This is a genomic window from Neobacillus sp. PS3-12, assembly GCF_030915385.1.
Taxonomy (GTDB): domain Bacteria; phylum Bacillota; class Bacilli; order Bacillales; family Cytobacillaceae; genus JAEVLT01.
In genome coordinates, this window is the sequence record NZ_CP133268.1 from 5037407 (window position 1) to 5055025 (window position 17619).

The 17619-nt window shown below is 38.7% G+C and carries 18 protein-coding genes, 1 pseudogene and 1 riboswitch; of the genes and pseudogenes, 16 read left to right on the forward strand and 3 right to left on the reverse strand.

Annotated features, from left to right (window positions below; all coding sequences use genetic code 11):
- Window positions 1-10: 10 nt before the first annotated feature.
- The 7 genes from RCG17_RS25275 (at window position 11) to RCG17_RS28410 (ending at window position 5509) form a co-directional block, all read left to right on the forward strand.
- On the forward strand, window positions 11-589 hold the full coding sequence (locus RCG17_RS25275) for a cytochrome c oxidase subunit II (protein ID WP_308172770.1): 579 nt from the start codon (window positions 11-13) through the stop codon (window positions 587-589).
- A gap of 29 nt (window positions 590-618) precedes the next feature.
- Window positions 619-2382, forward strand: coding sequence for a cytochrome c oxidase subunit I (locus RCG17_RS25280; protein ID WP_308172771.1), 1764 nt, complete (start codon window positions 619-621; stop codon window positions 2380-2382).
- A gap of 110 nt (window positions 2383-2492) precedes the next feature.
- On the forward strand, window positions 2493-3056 hold the full coding sequence (locus RCG17_RS25285) for a cytochrome c oxidase subunit 3 (RefSeq protein ID WP_308172772.1): 564 nt from the start codon (window positions 2493-2495) through the stop codon (window positions 3054-3056).
- A gap of 22 nt (window positions 3057-3078) precedes the next feature.
- Window positions 3079-3276 (forward strand): hypothetical protein, encoded by a 198-nt coding sequence (locus RCG17_RS25290; RefSeq protein WP_308172773.1) that lies wholly within the window; start codon window positions 3079-3081, stop codon window positions 3274-3276.
- Window positions 3277-3430: 154 nt separating this feature from the next.
- Window positions 3431-4114: a response regulator transcription factor gene (locus RCG17_RS25295; protein ID WP_308172774.1), complete on the forward strand. Its 684-nt coding sequence runs from the start codon at window positions 3431-3433 to the stop codon at window positions 4112-4114.
- 23 nt (window positions 4115-4137) lie between these two features.
- Window positions 4138-5367, forward strand: coding sequence for a sensor histidine kinase (locus RCG17_RS25300; RefSeq protein ID WP_308172775.1), 1230 nt, complete (start codon window positions 4138-4140; stop codon window positions 5365-5367).
- The gene (locus RCG17_RS28410; RefSeq protein ID WP_374120871.1) at window positions 5306-5509 is read left to right on the forward strand and encodes an ATP-binding protein; all 204 of its coding nucleotides are present in this window, start codon (window positions 5306-5308) and stop codon (window positions 5507-5509) included. The genes RCG17_RS25300 and RCG17_RS28410 overlap by 62 nt, the downstream gene beginning before the upstream one ends.
- A gap of 38 nt (window positions 5510-5547) precedes the next feature.
- Here the strand turns inward: RCG17_RS28410 and RCG17_RS25305 are convergent, their stop codons facing one another.
- Window positions 5548-5907: a response regulator transcription factor gene (locus tag RCG17_RS25305; RefSeq protein WP_308172776.1), complete on the reverse strand. Its 360-nt coding sequence runs from the start codon at window positions 5905-5907 to the stop codon at window positions 5548-5550.
- 122 nt (window positions 5908-6029) lie between these two features.
- Complete coding sequence (locus RCG17_RS25310) at window positions 6030-6722, reverse strand: thermonuclease family protein (RefSeq protein WP_308172777.1); 693 nt, start codon at window positions 6720-6722, stop codon at window positions 6030-6032.
- A gap of 418 nt (window positions 6723-7140) precedes the next feature.
- Here RCG17_RS25310 and RCG17_RS25315 point away from each other — a divergent pair, with 418 nt between their 5' ends.
- From RCG17_RS25315 to RCG17_RS25325, 3 genes are all read left to right on the forward strand, one after another.
- Window positions 7141-7917: a hydroxypyruvate isomerase family protein gene (locus tag RCG17_RS25315; protein WP_308172778.1), complete on the forward strand. Its 777-nt coding sequence runs from the start codon at window positions 7141-7143 to the stop codon at window positions 7915-7917.
- Between the two features lies 1 nt (window position 7918).
- Window positions 7919-8812, forward strand: a complete 894-nt coding sequence (locus RCG17_RS25320) for an NAD(P)-dependent oxidoreductase (protein WP_308172779.1) — start codon at window positions 7919-7921, stop codon at window positions 8810-8812.
- Window positions 8813-8937: 125 nt separating this feature from the next.
- Window positions 8938-9017, forward strand: a riboswitch (glycine riboswitch).
- A 134-nt stretch (window positions 9018-9151) separates the two neighbouring features.
- Window positions 9152-10516 (forward strand): amino acid permease, encoded by a 1365-nt coding sequence (locus RCG17_RS25325; protein ID WP_308172780.1) that lies wholly within the window; start codon window positions 9152-9154, stop codon window positions 10514-10516.
- A gap of 25 nt (window positions 10517-10541) precedes the next feature.
- Here the strand turns inward: RCG17_RS25325 and RCG17_RS25330 are convergent, their stop codons facing one another.
- Window positions 10542-10697: a hypothetical protein gene (locus RCG17_RS25330; RefSeq protein WP_308172781.1), complete on the reverse strand. Its 156-nt coding sequence runs from the start codon at window positions 10695-10697 to the stop codon at window positions 10542-10544.
- Window positions 10698-10926: 229 nt separating this feature from the next.
- Between RCG17_RS25330 and RCG17_RS25335 the strand changes: the two genes are divergently transcribed.
- The 6 genes and pseudogenes from RCG17_RS25335 to RCG17_RS25360 all read left to right on the forward strand — a co-directional run bounded on the left by RCG17_RS25335 (window position 10927) and on the right by RCG17_RS25360 (window position 17614).
- On the forward strand, window positions 10927-11388 hold the full coding sequence (locus RCG17_RS25335) for a hypothetical protein (protein WP_308172782.1): 462 nt from the start codon (window positions 10927-10929) through the stop codon (window positions 11386-11388).
- A 2-nt stretch (window positions 11389-11390) separates the two neighbouring features.
- Window positions 11391-12944 (forward strand): proton-conducting transporter transmembrane domain-containing protein, encoded by a 1554-nt coding sequence (locus RCG17_RS25340; protein ID WP_308172783.1) that lies wholly within the window; start codon window positions 11391-11393, stop codon window positions 12942-12944.
- Between the two features lie 9 nt (window positions 12945-12953).
- Entirely contained in the window at window positions 12954-13895 is a 942-nt protein-coding gene (locus RCG17_RS25345) for a respiratory chain complex I subunit 1 family protein (RefSeq protein ID WP_308172784.1), read from the forward strand.
- Window positions 13896-13911: 16 nt separating this feature from the next.
- Window positions 13912-14547 carry a hydrogenase gene (locus tag RCG17_RS25350; RefSeq protein WP_308172785.1) on the forward strand — a complete coding sequence of 212 codons (636 nt, stop codon included), beginning with the start codon at window positions 13912-13914 and terminating at the stop codon, window positions 14545-14547.
- A gap of 357 nt (window positions 14548-14904) precedes the next feature.
- Window positions 14905-16022: pseudogene (locus tag RCG17_RS25355) on the forward strand (proton-conducting transporter membrane subunit).
- A gap of 2 nt (window positions 16023-16024) precedes the next feature.
- Window positions 16025-17614: a hydrogenase large subunit gene (locus RCG17_RS25360; RefSeq protein ID WP_308172786.1), complete on the forward strand. Its 1590-nt coding sequence runs from the start codon at window positions 16025-16027 to the stop codon at window positions 17612-17614.
- Window positions 17615-17619: the final 5 nt, after the last annotated feature.

The following is a 17619-nucleotide window of genomic DNA, read 5'->3' on the forward strand; positions in this document are numbered from 1 at the left end:
TTGTAACTTTATGGATTGTCTACAGCGTTATTCGTTTTCGCGCAAGATCGGGGAAGAAGGCCCTGCCCCGAATCAGGAAAAGGATAATTGGCGTTTTTCATGGACTTGGTTTATCCTTTCAGCGATTATCAATATCATTTTTATTATTAATCCTGGAGTTACCGGTTTAGATGAATTATGGGCACATGAAAAAACGACTGACCCGCTGGAGGTCGATGTCACTGCAGCCCAGTGGAACTGGACATTTTCGTATCCACAGTACGGTATCAAAAATTATGATCAATTAATCCTTCCTGTTGACCAGGAAGATAAGTTTGTCTTGCAAACAGACGATGTCATGCATTCCTTTTGGGTTCCTGCTTTTCGAATAAAGAAAGATGTCATGCCAGGTGAAACGAGGACCCTATTTATGAAGCCAACCACGATTTCTTCAACGGAGAAAAATCCGTTAATGCGTGTTCAATGTTCGCAAATGTGCGGCGTCGGCCATGCGGAAATGAGAGCTCTGGTTAAAGTGGTTAGCCAGGAAGAGTTCAATAAATGGGCAGAAAAAAATAGAGGTAAAGATTTTACACCGCCTGGATATTAACATCACTTTAAATAAAAGGAGGAATCAATGTGACGGACGATGCAAAGAACGTATCAGGTTTTGATCATATAAAGCCAACTTTACGAGCTTTTTTGTGGGGAGTAATTGGGGTTTTTGCCGGAATGGCGCTCACGGCACTTTTGCTGAGAACACCATTAGTGACAGAACAATCCGGAATTTATGGATTCTTGTTAGGTTTAGTCGGCTGGCTGCTTGGTTCCGGGATGTGGGAAGCTGTTGTACTGCCATGGTTTGGCAGAGAGAACACCTGGGATCAAGGTCAAGGAATCGGCCGCTATTTCCGTTTCAATACTGACCATAAAGTCATCGGATTACAATATTTTTTTACCTCAGTGATCGCCTTTTTGCTTGCAGGTCTTATGGCAATGGCCTTACGGTATAATCTGATGACACCAGGATTAAATTTGTTTCCTAGTGCCCAAGCATACAACACATTTATGGGGATACATGGCTCTTTAATGATATTTGCAGTTGCGGTTGTGGCGATTGTTGGCGGGTTTGGAAATTACTTTGTTCCTCTCCTTGTCGGTGCTGACGATATGGTTTTACCAAAACTAAATGGAGCAAGTTACTGGTTTGTTCCTGCTGGTGTGATTGCGATTTTAATTAGCCCATTATGGGGAGGATTTCAAACAGGCTGGACAGGGTACGCTCCGCTTGCAAGTACAGATGGTTCCGGACAAACATTATATTATCTTGGTGTTTATGCGTTAGGGTTATCATCCGTTTTTACCGGGATTAACGTCATTGCAACGATCATCTATTTAAGGGCTCCGGGTTTAACCTGGAAACGGCTTCCCATGTTTGCCTGGGCCATGCTGGTAACCTCTTTGTTAAATATTATTTGGGTGCCGGTTATAGGGGTCGATATGATCATGGGTTTATTAGACCGTGCTGTTCCTACACAATTTTTCAATGCAAACGGTATTCCGATGCTGTGGCAGGACCTTTTCTGGCTGTTTGGTCACCCTGAAGTATATATTATTATGCTGCCGGCCTGGGGTTTGTGGCTGGAAATCCTGCCTGTCATGGGGCAAAAAACGTTATTTGGTAGGAAGTGGGTCTTGGCAGGGTTAATTGGAATCACCGCCTTAAGCTCTGTCGTATGGACCCACCATATGTATACCTCTACAGACGATACAAGATTAATCCCATTTATGACCACAACTGAGCTGATTTCAATTCCTACAGGATTTATGTATATTGCCGCCCTTGGAACAATGTGGGGTGCCAGATTACGATTAAAGACACCACTGGTTTTTGTCTTAATGAGTATCTTCAACTTTTTAATTGGTGGTTTAACGGGGGTCTTTCTTTCCGACGTTCCCGGTGACTGGCAGCTTCACAATTCGTATTTTGTTGTTTCGCACTTTCATTACACGATCCTCGGCGGAATGGTTTTCACCTGGCTTGCAGGAATGTATTACTGGTTTCCTAAAGTATCGGGCAGGATGTACAACGAGTTATGGGGGAAAATCAGTGCCTGGGCGATTTTTATCTTTTTTAATTTAACCTTTACAGGGATGCAGGTAGCCGGAGTCGATGGGATGAATCGAAGGGTGGCGTCATATCTCCCATACTTGCAAAATATTAATATTTGGATTTCCATTTGTGCTTTTCTTTTGGGGTTAAGCTTTGTGATTCCGTTTATTAACTTTGCTTATAGCTGGGCTAGGGGAAAAAGGCAGCAGCAAATGTTTGGGGAGGCAAAACCTTGGAATGGCAAACACCTTCGCCTCCTCCGCATGAAAATTTCTATGAAATTCCATTAGTCACAGGCGATTTTTATGATTACGGAGAAGGGGCTCCCAAATACCAAGTTACGATAAAGCCTTCAACTGGAGCAGATGCTTAAAAATTTGAGAATTTTGAGGTGAGGAAAATGAGTGATCATACATTTTCTCCAATTGAAATGAGTCAGGATGAAAAACTAAGGATGTATGTAGGATCATTTTGGATCTTTATTATCGCCGAAGCGATCATGTTTGTAACCTTGTTTTCTACTCGCTTTTTACTCGCTGGAACAATGAGATCTAATGAGTTAAGTCAAGGACTTGGCATTACATCTACCATCCTTATGCTGTTAGGTGCATTCACTGTTCAACGGGGATTAAAAATGATTAAATCTGGCAGATTCAAAAACACTGGGTTTTATCTTAACATAACGGCCTTGCTAGGATTGATTGTCATGCTGGTGAATGGATTTGAATGGCTGACGAGTTCAATGGATTGGGGCAGCCGATTTGGTGAGGTCTACTATATTACTACTCTATTCCATGAGCTTCATCTTTTAGGCGGGCTCATTGCTTTGGTTGCCATTGCCATTCAAGCTAATAAGAATCGTTTTACAAGCGAAAACTATTGGCCTGTAAAAGCCATTCAAGTTTACTGGATATTTGTGACGGTTGTCTGGTTATGTGTTTATATCAGTTTATATTTAATTTAACCTTTTTAGGGTGGTGTGGATCATGGATATGAACATGAATGGAATGAATACTGATCCTACTATTTTTTGGGTATTTTGGTGGCTTTTCACTTTAGCGGCTTATATTGGTTTTGCAATCTGGTGGAGCAAGGTAATTAAAGCAGTTGATAAGAAGAACGCGGAGAGGTTCGAATTGCTAAAAAAATACAGAGAGGAACAAGTAGCAAATTCAAAAAAGTAATACCCAAAAATAAGTACAGTATAACCAGACTCAAGGTTCGTCATGAGTCTGGTTTACTTTTAGTCTTTTTGTCTGTTTTTATATTCATACATACGACCTTTGTAGTATATCATTATACAAAGATGAATATGATTTATATCCTTTAGGGGGGGTTATGTCAATAAAGACCATTTTAATTGTTGATGATGAACAGCATATGCGGAACTTAATTCGTGTGTATCTTACTGAAGCGGGCTACAACTTAATAGAATCAGAGGATGGCGTACAGGCATTAAGAATTCTAAAAACATCAGATATCGATTTAATTTTGCTTGATATTATGATGCCGCATATGGATGGCTGGACGTTTTGTCAAGAAGTACGCAGACTTAGTGATGTCCCTATTATCATTTTAACAGCGAAAGAAGAAACACTTGATAAGGTAAAGGGCTTGAAATTAGGGGCAGATGATTACCTTGCAAAGCCTTTCGAAGAAATAGAATTGTTAGCTAGAATGGAAGCTCTTTTTCGTAGGGTGACTCCAAACCAATCGGCTGATATTTTTGTCTACAAAGATTTGAAAATAAATAAAGCTGAACGCCAGGTTTTTTGTCAAAATAAAATTGTGCATTGTACACCAAAGGAGTACGATCTCCTCGAAGTCCTTATTTCCAATATCGGTCATGTGTTAACGCGCGAACAATTATTGGAGAGAGTTTGGGGGTTTGATCTGGATCGTGATACTCGTACGGTCGATTCCCATATGAAAAATCTACGTGTAAAACTGCGGCATGACTGTAATAAGGCAGATGATCTTATCCATACAATTTGGGGTATTGGTTATAAATTAGGATCGTAAATAGAGCGAGTGAGTGGTTTTAGATGAGGAAAATATCATACAAATTAGGGCTTATGCTGATTAGTTTATTTATTATCCTAATGGTAACAATTGGACATGTTTTTGATACGATCTATGTACATTTTTATGTTGAACACATTGAAGATGAATTATATTTTCGAGGTCTAAGCCATGCAAATGTTCTTGCTGAATACTTAGATCAGCAAACACTGCATCATGTTGCGATGATGGAAGAAGGAGCTGAGACAGCAGTTGTTGTTGTAAATTCAAAAGGGGATATTTTAATTTCTTCTAATTGCGTGGTAGCCGATCAAAAAAAATATTTACAGCCAATTACCACGATCCACTCAACCAAAAAATTCGAAGAATCTGATTGGAAAACCCATCCTTATATTGTGACAAAATCGCCGATCATTAAGAACGATGAAATATTAGGTACAGTTATTATGTTCTCACCTACGACCCCCATCCGACAAGAAGTAAACGAAATTCATTTGGCGGTAACCATCTTTGCGATTAGTGCCATTATGATCTCCTCGTTTATTATTTTACTTTTTTCAAAACAAATTACCCAACCATTAATAAGAATCAAAAGGATGTCACAACAGATTGCCAAAGGGAATTATTGTGTTCAATTGCCTGTAAAAGGAAATGACGAAATTACTGATTTAACGAATGCGATTAATTCGATGGCAAGTGAATTGCTACGATATGAGACAACTCGAAACGAATTTTTAAGCAATATATCACATGAATTGAAAACACCCCTTATGTATATAAAGGGGTATGCTGATTTGCTTCTTCAAGATCGGATTCGCAATCCTGAAGAAAGAAATAATTATTTAACGATTATCTCTGATGAAACTTTGAGGGTCCAACATCTTGTAAAGGATTTATTGGATCTAACAAAATACAGAGAAGGTAAGATATTTCTTAATAAGAAGAAAATCAATATTGTAACTTTTATAAAAGAAATTGTTTATCGCACCCAATATGAAATGGAAAAGAAGGGAATTACTTGTCAGTATAACAGTAATTTGCAAGAAGTCAGCTGCATGATTGATCCTGAGCGAATGGAACAAGTATTAATGAATTTGCTAGAAAATGCAAAAACATATACTCCTGAAAATGGAGAAATTTCCGTTAGAGTTTATGAAGGAAGTACTTCTATTATTATTGAAATTGAAGATAATGGCATCGGTATACCCGGAAGACGAGCTCCTCCGAATCTGGGAAAGATTTTATCGGGTTGAAAAATCTCGCTCCCGTAATTATGGGGGGACTGGCTTAGGCCTGCCCATTGCTAAAGAAATTATCGAGCTTCATGGCGGTCATATCGACGTATCTAGCGTGGAAAATCAAGGGACCGTATTTAGAATCCATTTGCCAATCTAGCGGCGAGCAAAACAGAGCAACCATCACTAGTTGCTCTGTTAACTAACTTGAGATAAAAGTTCTTTGATTTTTATAACCACAGCATTTGGACTAAATGGTTTTGAAATAAACTCATTTGCTCCTAAATCAAATCCTCGTTTTAAGTCCTCAGATTCACACTTGGCTGAAAGCATAATCACAGGTGTGTTTTTCACCGTTCTTAGATCTTCAAGAACCTGGTAACCATCTTTTCCAGGCATTAACACATCTAAAATAATCAGATCATAATCTTCTTTTAGGGCTCTATCTAATCCTTCATTCCCATTTTCAGCAACGATGACCTGAAACGATTCCCGTTCTAAATATATACGTAGTAAATTACCAATCCTAATCTCATCATCCACAATTAGAATCTTCAAATCTAGCCATACCCCCGTATTCATAGATGTTCTATGTCTAATTTTAACATATCTGAGGGGTTATCACTATGAAGATGGTGAAAATATATTTATAGAAAATGAGAGGACTTTAAAAGAATTATTTATATTTCAGATTGTTTACACTGTTTAAACCCATTATCTGTAACATAATCAGCTTTGGACCAAATATTCAATTGGTTGTTTTTAGCGATCGTCTGGGCACTGATGAATGGAATGGTGTATTTATAGCGTTGTTGGTCATTAGCGGAAACTCGCGCCAGTCCTTCTTTTAATAATGTTTCTTGAATAGAAGTACCATTAACAAAAACATATGCTAATAAGCGGCCATCTTTATCGGTATTGCTTTTACCAAATTCAAATTCAATAGTCACGTTTCCAGAGTGCACGAGCTGTTTGTTCCTCTTAGTAGCATCCATCGCATAGGGCTGCCCACAGCCTTTTGATTTTTTCTCCTTCGGTGTGTCAACCATTAAATACCTAACAGTTTCTTCTTTGCCATTATAAATCACTTTAATGGTATTCCCGTCCAATGTTTCCGTGACAATGACAGGATATTGTTGAGCATTTGCTGATGCACCAGGGATATTACAAATAGTTCCCGGTTGTGTTGTTTGTTGAGTAGTTTCCACTTGTTTAGGAATCGTTTGTTCTTTCGCATTTTTAGGTGCATTTGAAGTTGCAGAGATAACTGTGACTTCGGATTTATTCGTTGTTTTGGTTTCACTTTTTTGGTTACATGCTGCCAGTACAAATAGAAGAATAGCAGCTGAAAAAAACTTTATAAAACGCACCATTTCAATTCTCCTTCTTTATTTCAGTTGATGATTTCTTAAAGAATAATTAATAATATTATAGAGGAAAAAATTGAAAAATAGGGATAAATTTTTGAAATTATAGAAAATTTAGTCTATTAAAGCTGATTGGATGATTAAGCGGCAATCCAATTGGATGATTACAATCGAAGTTTTTTGATTTATCATATAAGTATCATCTAAAAAAGGGAGTGGTAAGTAAAATGAGAGTTGGTTTCATTGGTTTAGGTACCATGGGATTAGATGCAGAGGATATGAGTGCTGTTATTAAGTGCTATGAAGAATGGGCAGGAATTACGGTCGAAAAAATAGAAAGATAAACAAATAAAAAAATCCCCTCATTATATCTTGCGCCTAAAATGAGGGGGTTTTTTTATGATATATATTCATGGAGGTTTGAATGAACAAATTTAAATTTGCCGTTAATCTATCAACCATCTTTACAGAAGTTCCTTTTTTGGAACGCTTCAAGAAAGCCCGAGAATTTGGCTTTTCTTTTGTTGAATGTCAATTTCCCTATGATTATTCGATTGAAGAGATACAGCAGGAACTGAAGCAGCATCAATTAGAAATGGTGTTAATCAATTTGCCACCCGGGAATTGGGCAAAAGGAGATCGGGGAATTGCTGCAGATCTAACTAGAATAGAAGAATTTAAAGAATCGGTTATGCAAGGAATCCACTATGCGAGAGCATTAAATGTTTCAAAAATTCATTGTATGGCGGGGATTGTTTCGGGAGCAGATCCAAAAGCAGTATATATTGAAAATCTTCAATTTGCTGGAACTGAATTGGCAAAACATGGGCTGACTCTTTTGATAGAACCAATAAATCCATTGGACATGCCTGGTTATTATTTAACCAATATCTATCAAGCATCCGAGATTCTAAAGGCTGTCAATTTACCAAATGTAAAGCTGCAATTTGATTTTTATCATATAGAGAAGGTGCATGGACAATCTCTTTCTATCTATCAAGAATATGCTGATATTGTTGGACATGTTCAAATTGCGGACCATCCGGGACGTCACCAGCCGGGAACCGAGGAGATGGACTACCAACAAATTCTCCAAAACTTAAATTATAAATACGAAGGTTATATCGGATTGGAATATATTCCACAGGGAAAAAGCGAAGAAAGTTTTGAATGGTTTTCCCCGGATGAAAGGAGAATGTAGAGTGAACATTGGATTTATCGGAACTGGTGTGATGGGTTCTCGTATGGTAAAAAGATTACTTGAGCAGGGGTATCAAGTTCGACTATTTAATCGCACCAAGGAAAAAGCAAAAGCGCTAGAAGGGGATGGAGCGTTATTTTCAGATTCTGTTTCTTTGCTCGCTGCTAGTTGCGACATTATTTTTACCTGTTTATCCATGCCAGACGATGTAATGAAAGTATATCTGGGCAGCTCAGGGATTCTCGAGCATGCCCGTCAAGGAACAATTTGTATTGATTTAACATCGGTAAGTGCCGAAACAAGCAAATCCATTTTTCAACAGGCAAGAATAAAAGAAATTCATTATTTAGATTCACCAGTTAGTGGGGGTCCTGAAGGAGCAGAAGCAGGGTCTTTAACCATTATGGTTGGCGGGGAGAAAGATATATTCGAAAAAATAGTACCTATATTAAACGTTCTTGGAAAAACGATTGAATATCTCGGCCCGTCCGGCTCAGGAAGCATTGCTAAACTCATTAATCAATATCTTGTTGCTGTTCATTCACTTGCCGCTTCAGAGGCAATGGTTACAGGGGCTAGGTTCGGGCTCGATCCAGAACAGCTTTTTACTATTTTAAAAGTTAGTTATGGAGACAGCCGAATTTTAAGAAGGCATATGGAGCAATATGTGTTTGATCGGGAATTCACGCCTGGCGGAGCCGTGAAATATGTACATAAAGACGTTCGATTGGCGAATCAGCTATTACAAGAGGCAGGTCTTACACATTTCTTGGGGCAAATGGCAGAACAAGCTTTCCAAAATGCTGCAGATAAAGATTTAAATGATTTAGATATGTCCGCAGTCATTATTCCATTAGAAGAAGAATGCAAAGTGATAGTTAGGAAAAAAGATTAAACAAATATATTGAAAAATTTTTTAGTTATTGTACAATAGTGTATGAGGACAATGAACAAATGTCTTTCTAACATGTAAATTCAATTGAATAATGTGCGATGATTGCTGTGGGTCAAACTATAGCAGGAGCAGTTTCTGGAGAGACCGCAAATAATTGCGGCGCCGAAGGGTTCACAATCTCAGGCAAAAGGACAGAAGAGTAACAAAAAGCTTTTTTTGCTATTCTGTCATTTTGAGATTGGAGATAATCCAATCTCTTTTTATTTGGATTTAGTTTTTGTTCAACGTTTCACAAATATCGTATCACAATCAAAACAAAAAATTATGGGGGGATTTAAAATGGCAGAACAAGAGTTAAAGAGAGATCTGAAAAATAGGCATGTACAATTGATCGCAATTGGCGGCACAATTGGTACTGGTTTATTTTTAGGATCGGGTAGAGCGATCCAACAAGCTGGGCCATCTATTATTTTCGCCTACTTAATAGTAGGGATTGCCGTGTTTTTCGTCATGAGGGCATTAGGTGAGTTGCTGTTATCAAATGCGGGTTATCAATCGTTTACAGACTTTGCTGTCGATTATATCGGACCATGGGCAGGGTATGTAACAGGATGGACGTATTGGTTTTGCTGGATCATGACTGCGATGGCGGATATTATTGCAGTTGGTGTCTATGTTCGCTATTGGTTTAACATTCCGCAGTGGGTACCTGCTATTGTTTGTTTAGTATTATTATTGGGCTTAAATTTATTGACAGTTAAGTTATTCGGAGAGTTAGAGTTTTGGTTTGCTTTAATTAAAGTTATTACAATTCTTGCTTTAATCGCAATTGGAATTATTTTATTAATCATGGGATTTAAAACAAATTCAGGAACCGTTTCTGTCAAAAATCTGTGGCAACATGGCGGCCTTTTTCCGCATGGGATTTCCGGCTTTTTCTTATCATTTCAAATGGTCGTCTTTGCATTTGTCGGTGTTGAACTAGTGGGTGTTTCAGCAGCGGAAACTTCTAATCCACAAAAAAATATTCCTTCTGCCATTAATAAAATTCCTTTGAGAATTCTCTTTTTCTATGTAGGAGCACTCATCGCTCTCTTATGCATCAATCCATGGAATCAGTTGAATGCATCGGCAAGTCCGTTTGTAAAGACTTTTAGTTTAGTAGGTATTCCGATCGCTGCTGGCATTATCAATTTTGTCGTGTTAACCTCTGCCGCTTCAGCTTGTAATAGCGGTCTGTTTTCAACAAGCAGAATTCTTTATAATTTAAGCAGTCATAACGAGGGACATGCGAGCCTAGCTAAGTTAAATAAAAACCATGTACCTGGCAATGCCTTAGTCACTTCAGCGATCGTCCTTACTGGGGGGGCATTGTTAAGCAAAATTATTCCAGGACAAGCATTTGGGATTGTTACAACGATTAGTGCGATTTGTTTTATCTGGGTTTGGAGCATTATCCTAATTTCACATATCCGTTATAAGAAATCTCGGCCAGATTTGCATAAAAAATCGATTTTTAAAGCGCCATTAACACCCTTTGTGAATTATGCAGTGCTATTCCTGTTTGCCGTTATTCTTGTCATTATGTTAATTGCACAAGAAACGCGTACAGCGTTATTAATGACACCATTGTGGTTTATCCTTCTGTTTGTCTTGTATTCATTTAGAAAGAAGAGAGAAGAAGTCAAGCAAATATCAGCTTAAATAAAAAATAGCCTCAAAACTGAGGCTATTTTTTATTGACTTGACGACCGCTTTTTTTCTGACTTTGAGATTTGGTATTTCCGATCTGAAATTCATTTCCTAACTCAACATCATTTCTTTTATCCTGCTTTTCAATTTGTTCCCTCGTTTGATCTTTATTTTGTCTTCCCTGCTTAGACATTTTCCCATCTCGCTTTCGTCTTTTATCGTTTTTTAATATACCCAAATAAAGAGAAAAAACGTATGTAGGAGATCAAGTTTTTGAAGAAAGATTCCTCCATTTTTTGTGCAAAAAATGGCGAAAATTGAGAAAAGATGCGAAATCAAAACTTTATCTTGTTAAAACATATGAAAATCTATATATTTGAATTATTGAATATTGGAAAATAAAGATATATAGGGGAGATTGTATGGAAGGGTTAGCAAAGCAACTGTTTGAGTTATCATTATGGCTTTTCCTAATTGGTGCACTTGGCGGCATTAGTTTAAGCGGTAAAGCTAAATGGGCAAACTACATCTCACATGGCAGTTCTTTCTTTGGAGGATTACTAGGTGCGATTTCTGCCATATTCATTTTATTAACAAACCAACCGATCTCAATTACAGCTTGGACTATTATTTCTGACATAGTGTTGAGGTTTCGGGTTGATTCGCTGTCAGCATTCTTTTTACTTGTCATCTCAATTGGAGCAGTCACAGTATCCATTTATTCAATTGGGTATGTCACAGAATATTACGAAAAAAAACCTGTTGGACTTTTAGGCGGGGGCTTAAATATTTTTTTATTATCAATGGTCGCTGTTGTGACAGTTGACAATAGCCTTACCTTCCTCATTTCTTGGGAACTAATGTCAATCGTTTCCTTTTTTTAGTGATGTTTGAACATGAAAAACAAGAAATCAGAAGTGCAGGATATGTTTATGTAGTCATGACACACTTTGGGACCTTGTTTATTATTCTTTCCTTTTTGACACTTTTTTTCTTTACAAAAAGCATAGATTTTCATGGGTTCGCACAAGCAGGGCATCGCTTGCCAGATTCAGTCAAGAATATCATCTTTCTTATGTCCTTAATTGGTTTTGGAACAAAGGCAGGTATGGTCCCGCTTCATGTGTGGCTGCCGAGGGCGCATCCGGCGGCACCAAGCCATGTGTCCGCACTCATGTCTGCTGTCATGATAAAAACGGCTGTCTATGGATTGCTTCGCATCATTTATGACTTTTTAGGGGCAGGCAACTCATGGTGGGGAGCAGTACTTGTCGCTTTTGGGGTAATATCTGCATTACTGGGCATTTTATTTGGTTTGGCAGAAAATGATATAAAACGATTCCTAGCCTATAGCAGCGCCGAAAATATGGGAATTATTTTTATCGGCTTAGGATGTTCGCTATTATTTTATTCTTATCATCAGCCGCTCTTAGGTGCATTAGCGTTAACAGCCCTTTTGTATCATGTATTGAACCATGCTGTATTTAAAGGGCTGTTATTTATGGGTGCAGGATCGATTTTATATTCGACACATACAAAAAATATCAATCAACTTGGCGGCTTAATACGAAAAATGCCTTGGACGGCTGCTTTCTTTTTAATTGGCGGTATGGCTTTGGCATCACTTCCGCCATTAAATGGGTTTATCAGTGAGTGGGCTACCATCCAATCTCTTTTACATCTGTCTTTTTCGATTGAGAATCCTGTCTGGAAGGTTTTAGGCGGTTTGGCTGCGGCCTTACTTGGATTGGCGGGTGCGTTTGTCGCTGGTGGCGTTGTTAAGAATTTTGGGACAGCGTTTCTTGGAATGGCAAGGACTTCACATGCTGAACTGGTAAAAGAAGTACCAGTTTCAATGCGGATCGGAATGATGATTTTGAGCATTGGTACGTTTGTCTTAGGTGTATGGCCGGGTGCCGTATTGCGTATTACAAAAGGAATTACTGAAGGATATTTTCATCAATCCTTAACAGGAAGTGCCATTCTGTATGTTCCATATAAAAAATCTGTTGAATCAATATCCCTCTTTGGTGTAGTCATTATTTTCGCCTTTATATTAGGATTCTTAATTCTCGGTTTACGGTTATGGGTTGGGCGCAGCAGAAATCATTATGACGAAACATGGAATTGTGGAACACCGCTGCAACCAACGATGGGATATACGGGTACGTCCTTTTCTCATCCGGTATTAATGATTTTCAAAAAGCTGTACAAAAACAACCGCACTGTTGATGTTTATGGTGAATATCGTTATTTTCCCAAAAAGATTCGTCACAGTTTACAAAACAGTTCATTGATTGAATCCAATTTATATCGCCCGATTATTGGAATCACTGTGTTTCTTTCAAAACGGTTTAGAGCTATTCAAAATGGAAATCTACAAAGCTATTTAGCTTATATGGTTATTACGTTAATCTTGTTATTACTTTTGATAAGGTAGGTGAGGCAAATGGGATGGACAATCGCTAGGGTGTTATTACAAACGGTTATCATCGTCTGTATTGCCCCTTTTATTCAAGGGATTATCAAAAAGACAAAAGCTCGGTTGCAAAATCGGATCGGTCCGAGTATTTTTCAGCCTTATTATGATTTGGTCAAGTATATGAAGAAAGATGCTGTCCTATCGAGTAATTCTTCATGGCTGACTATCATTACGCCTTATATCGTGTTTACTTCTATTGTAACTGCGGGAATTTTTATCCCAACGTATATGGCTTCTGCTGGTTTTTCCTTTATGGGTGATATTATCCTGATCATTTATTTATTTGGAGTTGCCCGTTTTTTCACCGCACTTACTGCACTAGATGCAGGTGGAGCTTTCGGGGGCATGGGTTCGAGCAGGGAAATGGCCATTTCAGCGATAACAGAACCTGCTTTGTTGTTGGCCATGTTTGCTGTCCTGTTATCAAGTGGGACGACAAAATTGCAGACACTCATTTTATCTTTTCTTAATCACGGAACAATTTGGTTTCATCCATCATATGGCATTGCCTTTTTAGCGATGATCATCGTTTTGATTTCAGAAACAGGCAGGATTCCTGTTGATAACCCCGATACGCATTTGGAACTAACGATGATTCATGAAGGCATGCTATTGGAGTATTCAGGACGATATTTAGGGTTGATGTTATGGGCTTCACAAATCAAGCAAGTATTACTTTTCAGCCTGTTTATCAATTTGTTTTTTCCATGGGGAATAGCAGTCGATGGAAACATCGCCGCTTTATTCGTTTCGTTCCTTTGTTATGTATTAAAGTTGGCTCTTCTTGGAATCCTGCTTGCTTTTATCGAAACAATGTATGCAAAAATCCGTCTATTTAAGGTTCCAAGATTACTAGGGGCGTCTATGTTTCTATCATTAATTGCCATTTTGATTAGGGTTTTTGAATAAAAGGAGTGTTTGAAAAATGGATCAATGGATTGCCATGTTACTCTTGCTAAGTGCCTTTTGGCTGTTACTGATTCGAAAAATAAGCGACACTGTGCCGATATTAGTCTTTCAATCATTCATTCTTGCTTTAACAGCAGGTTTTTTGTGGTATGAAACAGGACTTTCCCATCTTTTGGTGGCGGCATTACTAACGTTGATCGTCAAAGCTGCGATTATTCCATATGTTTTGCATTATACGTTAAAAAAAATTGATGCTACTCGGGAGATAGAACGAATTACACCAAAATATACATCCCTTTTAATTGCAATCCTTCTTTCGGTGGCAGGGTTTTACATTACGTCACGTCTACATCTGCCAAGTACTGAATTTGGGGAACCGTATCTTCCGATTTCCATCGTGCTCGTTTTTCTCGGAACATTTATTATGATTGATCATAAAAAAGCACTCATGCAGGGTGTAGGTTTAATAACAATTGAAAACGGATTGTTTTTAGTGGCACTATCGATTAGCTATGGAATGCCGATGATGGTCGAATTTGGGATTTTCTTTGACATGCTGGTTACGGTGATCATTATTGGTATTCTTTCCTATCGGATTCACTTGGCATTTGAAAGTTTAAATATAGAAAATATGCGGAAATTGAAGGGATGATTTTTCTTGGGAGAGGTTTTGTTGCTGTTAATTATTCCTCTGATTACAGCGGTACTATCTTGGAGAATAAAGAGCCATCACCTAGGTGAGAAACTCCAAGTATTTGGTTCATTACTGAATGTTTTTGTTTGTCTAGCCATTATAAAACAAGTATTTTTTCATGGACCTATGATCGGCTGGAACGATTTTGTCTATATTGATGCGCTTAGTGCCTTTAATGTCATGATTATTGTATTAGTTAGCTTTACTGCCTCTTTGTATTCAATTGGCTATATCGGCAACGAAGCAAAAGAAGGGATTATTTCAGAAAGAAAGGTCCGTCATTATTACTTGTGGTTTCATCTTTTCATCGCTACGATGCTGGCTGTCAGCATCACTAACAACTTTGGCTTTTTGTGGGTAGGGATCGAGTTAACGACATTAATATCAGCGCTTTTGGTCGCTTTTTATAAAAACGGCACATCATTGGAAGCAGCATGGAAATATTTAATTATGGGAAGTGTTGGGATTGCTTTTGCCTTATTAGGAATTATTTTTCTCAATTTGTCTGGAGCCGAAGTGCTTGGAGAAAGTGCCAAGTCGTTGAATTGGAGCGAGTTAATTCATTCTGCTGCAAAGCTAAACCCAGAGTGGACACTAACTGCCTTTATTTTTGTGTTAGTTGGTTTTGGCACGAAAGCAGGACTCGCTCCGATGCATTTTTGGCTGCCGGATGCCCACAGTCAAGCACCATCACCTGTTAGTGCAGTATTGTCAGGAGTTCTGTTGAATACTGCACTCTATGGAATCTTGCGAATCTATACCATTGTCAATATAACTCTTGATGGAAAAGCGGCAGCCTATCTGATTTTTTTCGGTTTGTTTTCAATCGCAGTTTCGGTGCCGTTTATGTTAGTTCAGCATGACGTCAAACGGATGCTGGCATACTCGAGTGTTGAACATATTGGGATTATTACCCTTGGTGTAGGAATTGGGGGACCACTTGGTCTTTATGGAGCGGTACTTCATATGTTCAATCATTCCATGGCAAAATCGTTATTGTTTTTTTCGGCAGGAAATATCAATCAAAAATACCATTCTAAACGGATGGACCGTATTTCCGGTTGTTAAAAGTTATGCCGGTTACAGGGATTATTTTTTTACTTGCTAGTTTTGCGATCACAGGCGCACCGCCATTAAATGTATTTATTAGCGAGTTTACGATTATGATGGCCGGTTTTCGCAGCGGGCATATCATTGTAACAGTGTTATTCCTCTTGTTCGTTGTCCTTATTTTTTCAGGGATCATGTTTTATGTCGTTCGTATGGTGTTTGGCGAGGCACCGGCAAAGTTAGAAAAAAAAGAAATCAGCATCTATTCAACGGCCGCCCTTTTTATTCCGCTTATCGTCGTTGTGGTTTTTGGATTATACGTCCCGCCATTTTTTAAAGAAATGATTCAGCAAGTTTCGATTGTGCTGCAAGGGGTGAAATGATTATGGAAAAAACAAAGAAACAATGGTTAGCAAGACTAAAACAGCAATTAGGCAACAAAATCATTTTTTCGGAAGAAAACGGTGCTCAAGAGACAATCCTTCACATTGAAAAAAATAATCTTTCGGAGGTATGTCTATTCCTTCACGATGAAAAACAAGGGCGTTTGTTTACAATGGTTGGCAGTGATGAGCGCGAGATGAATGGCAACTTTGCTTTGTATTATGTCTTTACCTTTGATTCATTAAACCATCTTGTCACAGTAAAAGCTCTAGTTGATCCTTTTGATTTGACCTTTCCTTCGGTGACGCTGGTTTTACCGGCGGCGAATTGGTATGAAAGGGAAGTAAGGGATTTATTAGGGCTAAGACCTCAGGGACATCCAGACCCTCGTCCGCTCGTTTTGCACGGAGATTGGCCAGAAGATCTTCATCCCTTACAAAAAGATTTTCCGCTTGAACAGCAGGTGCCGCGTGTAAAGAGCAGAGAGGTGTTTATGCCATACGATAGTGAAGATGTAACAGTGGTGCCGGTTGGTCCGATTCATGCCGGGATCATTGAGCCTGGACATTTCCGCTTTGGAACGGTAGGGGACACCATTTTACACTTAGATGCGCGGTTATTTTTTACTCATCGAGGTTTAGAAAAAGCAAGTGAAGGCATGCCCCTAAGAAAGGCATTATTCTTAGCTGAGCGGATATGCGGGGTATGTGCCCTATCACATAGTGTTTCCTTTGCCCAAGCGGTTGAACGGGCAGGGGATGTGAAGATTCCTCCACGGGCTAAATATTTACGAACACTATTTTTAGAATTAGAACGATTATATAACCATATTGGTGATGTTGGAAATATTTGCGCAGGGTTTGGATTCCAAGTTGGTGTTAGCCAAGGGGCACGTTTAAAAGAAGAATTGCAGCAATTAAATGAAAGAATCACAGGTCACCGTTATTTACGGGGAGTGGTAAGTCTTGGCGGTATGAGGATTGATATCACACCTCAAGACTGTGAAGAGATTGCAAAAAAACTACAATATATAAAGAAAGAGTTTTCGGAAGTGGTCAATCTTTTGTTGACCCATGATATTGCGATTAATCGAATGACAAATTCAGGGATTCTTCGATTGCAGCATGCAAACGATTTAGAAGTTGTAGGTGTGGCAGCAAGAGCATCAGGAAGACAAATCGATATCCGAAAGAATCAGCCTTATGCTGCTTATGATCAAGTTCAGTTCCAAGTTTCGGTTTTTCCAGAAGGCGATGTACTTTCGAGAATTCGCATTAGGATCGAAGAAGTATACCAATCACTTTCCATAATCGAACAAGTGTTAAATCAATTGCCGGATGGAGATATTCAAGTGGGGATTCCAAAACTGACTCCTTATCGTTATGCAATGGGATGGTGTGAATCACCCCGTGGGGAAACGGTCCATTGGGTCATGATAGGACCCAATAATACAGTCTATCGGTATCGTGTCCGTTCGGCAACTTATAGCAACTGGCCGGCAGTGCCATTAACAATGGAAGGAAATATTGTACCTGACTTTCCATTAATCAATAAAAGTTTTGAATTATGTTATGCGTGCTGTGATCGATAGGAGGG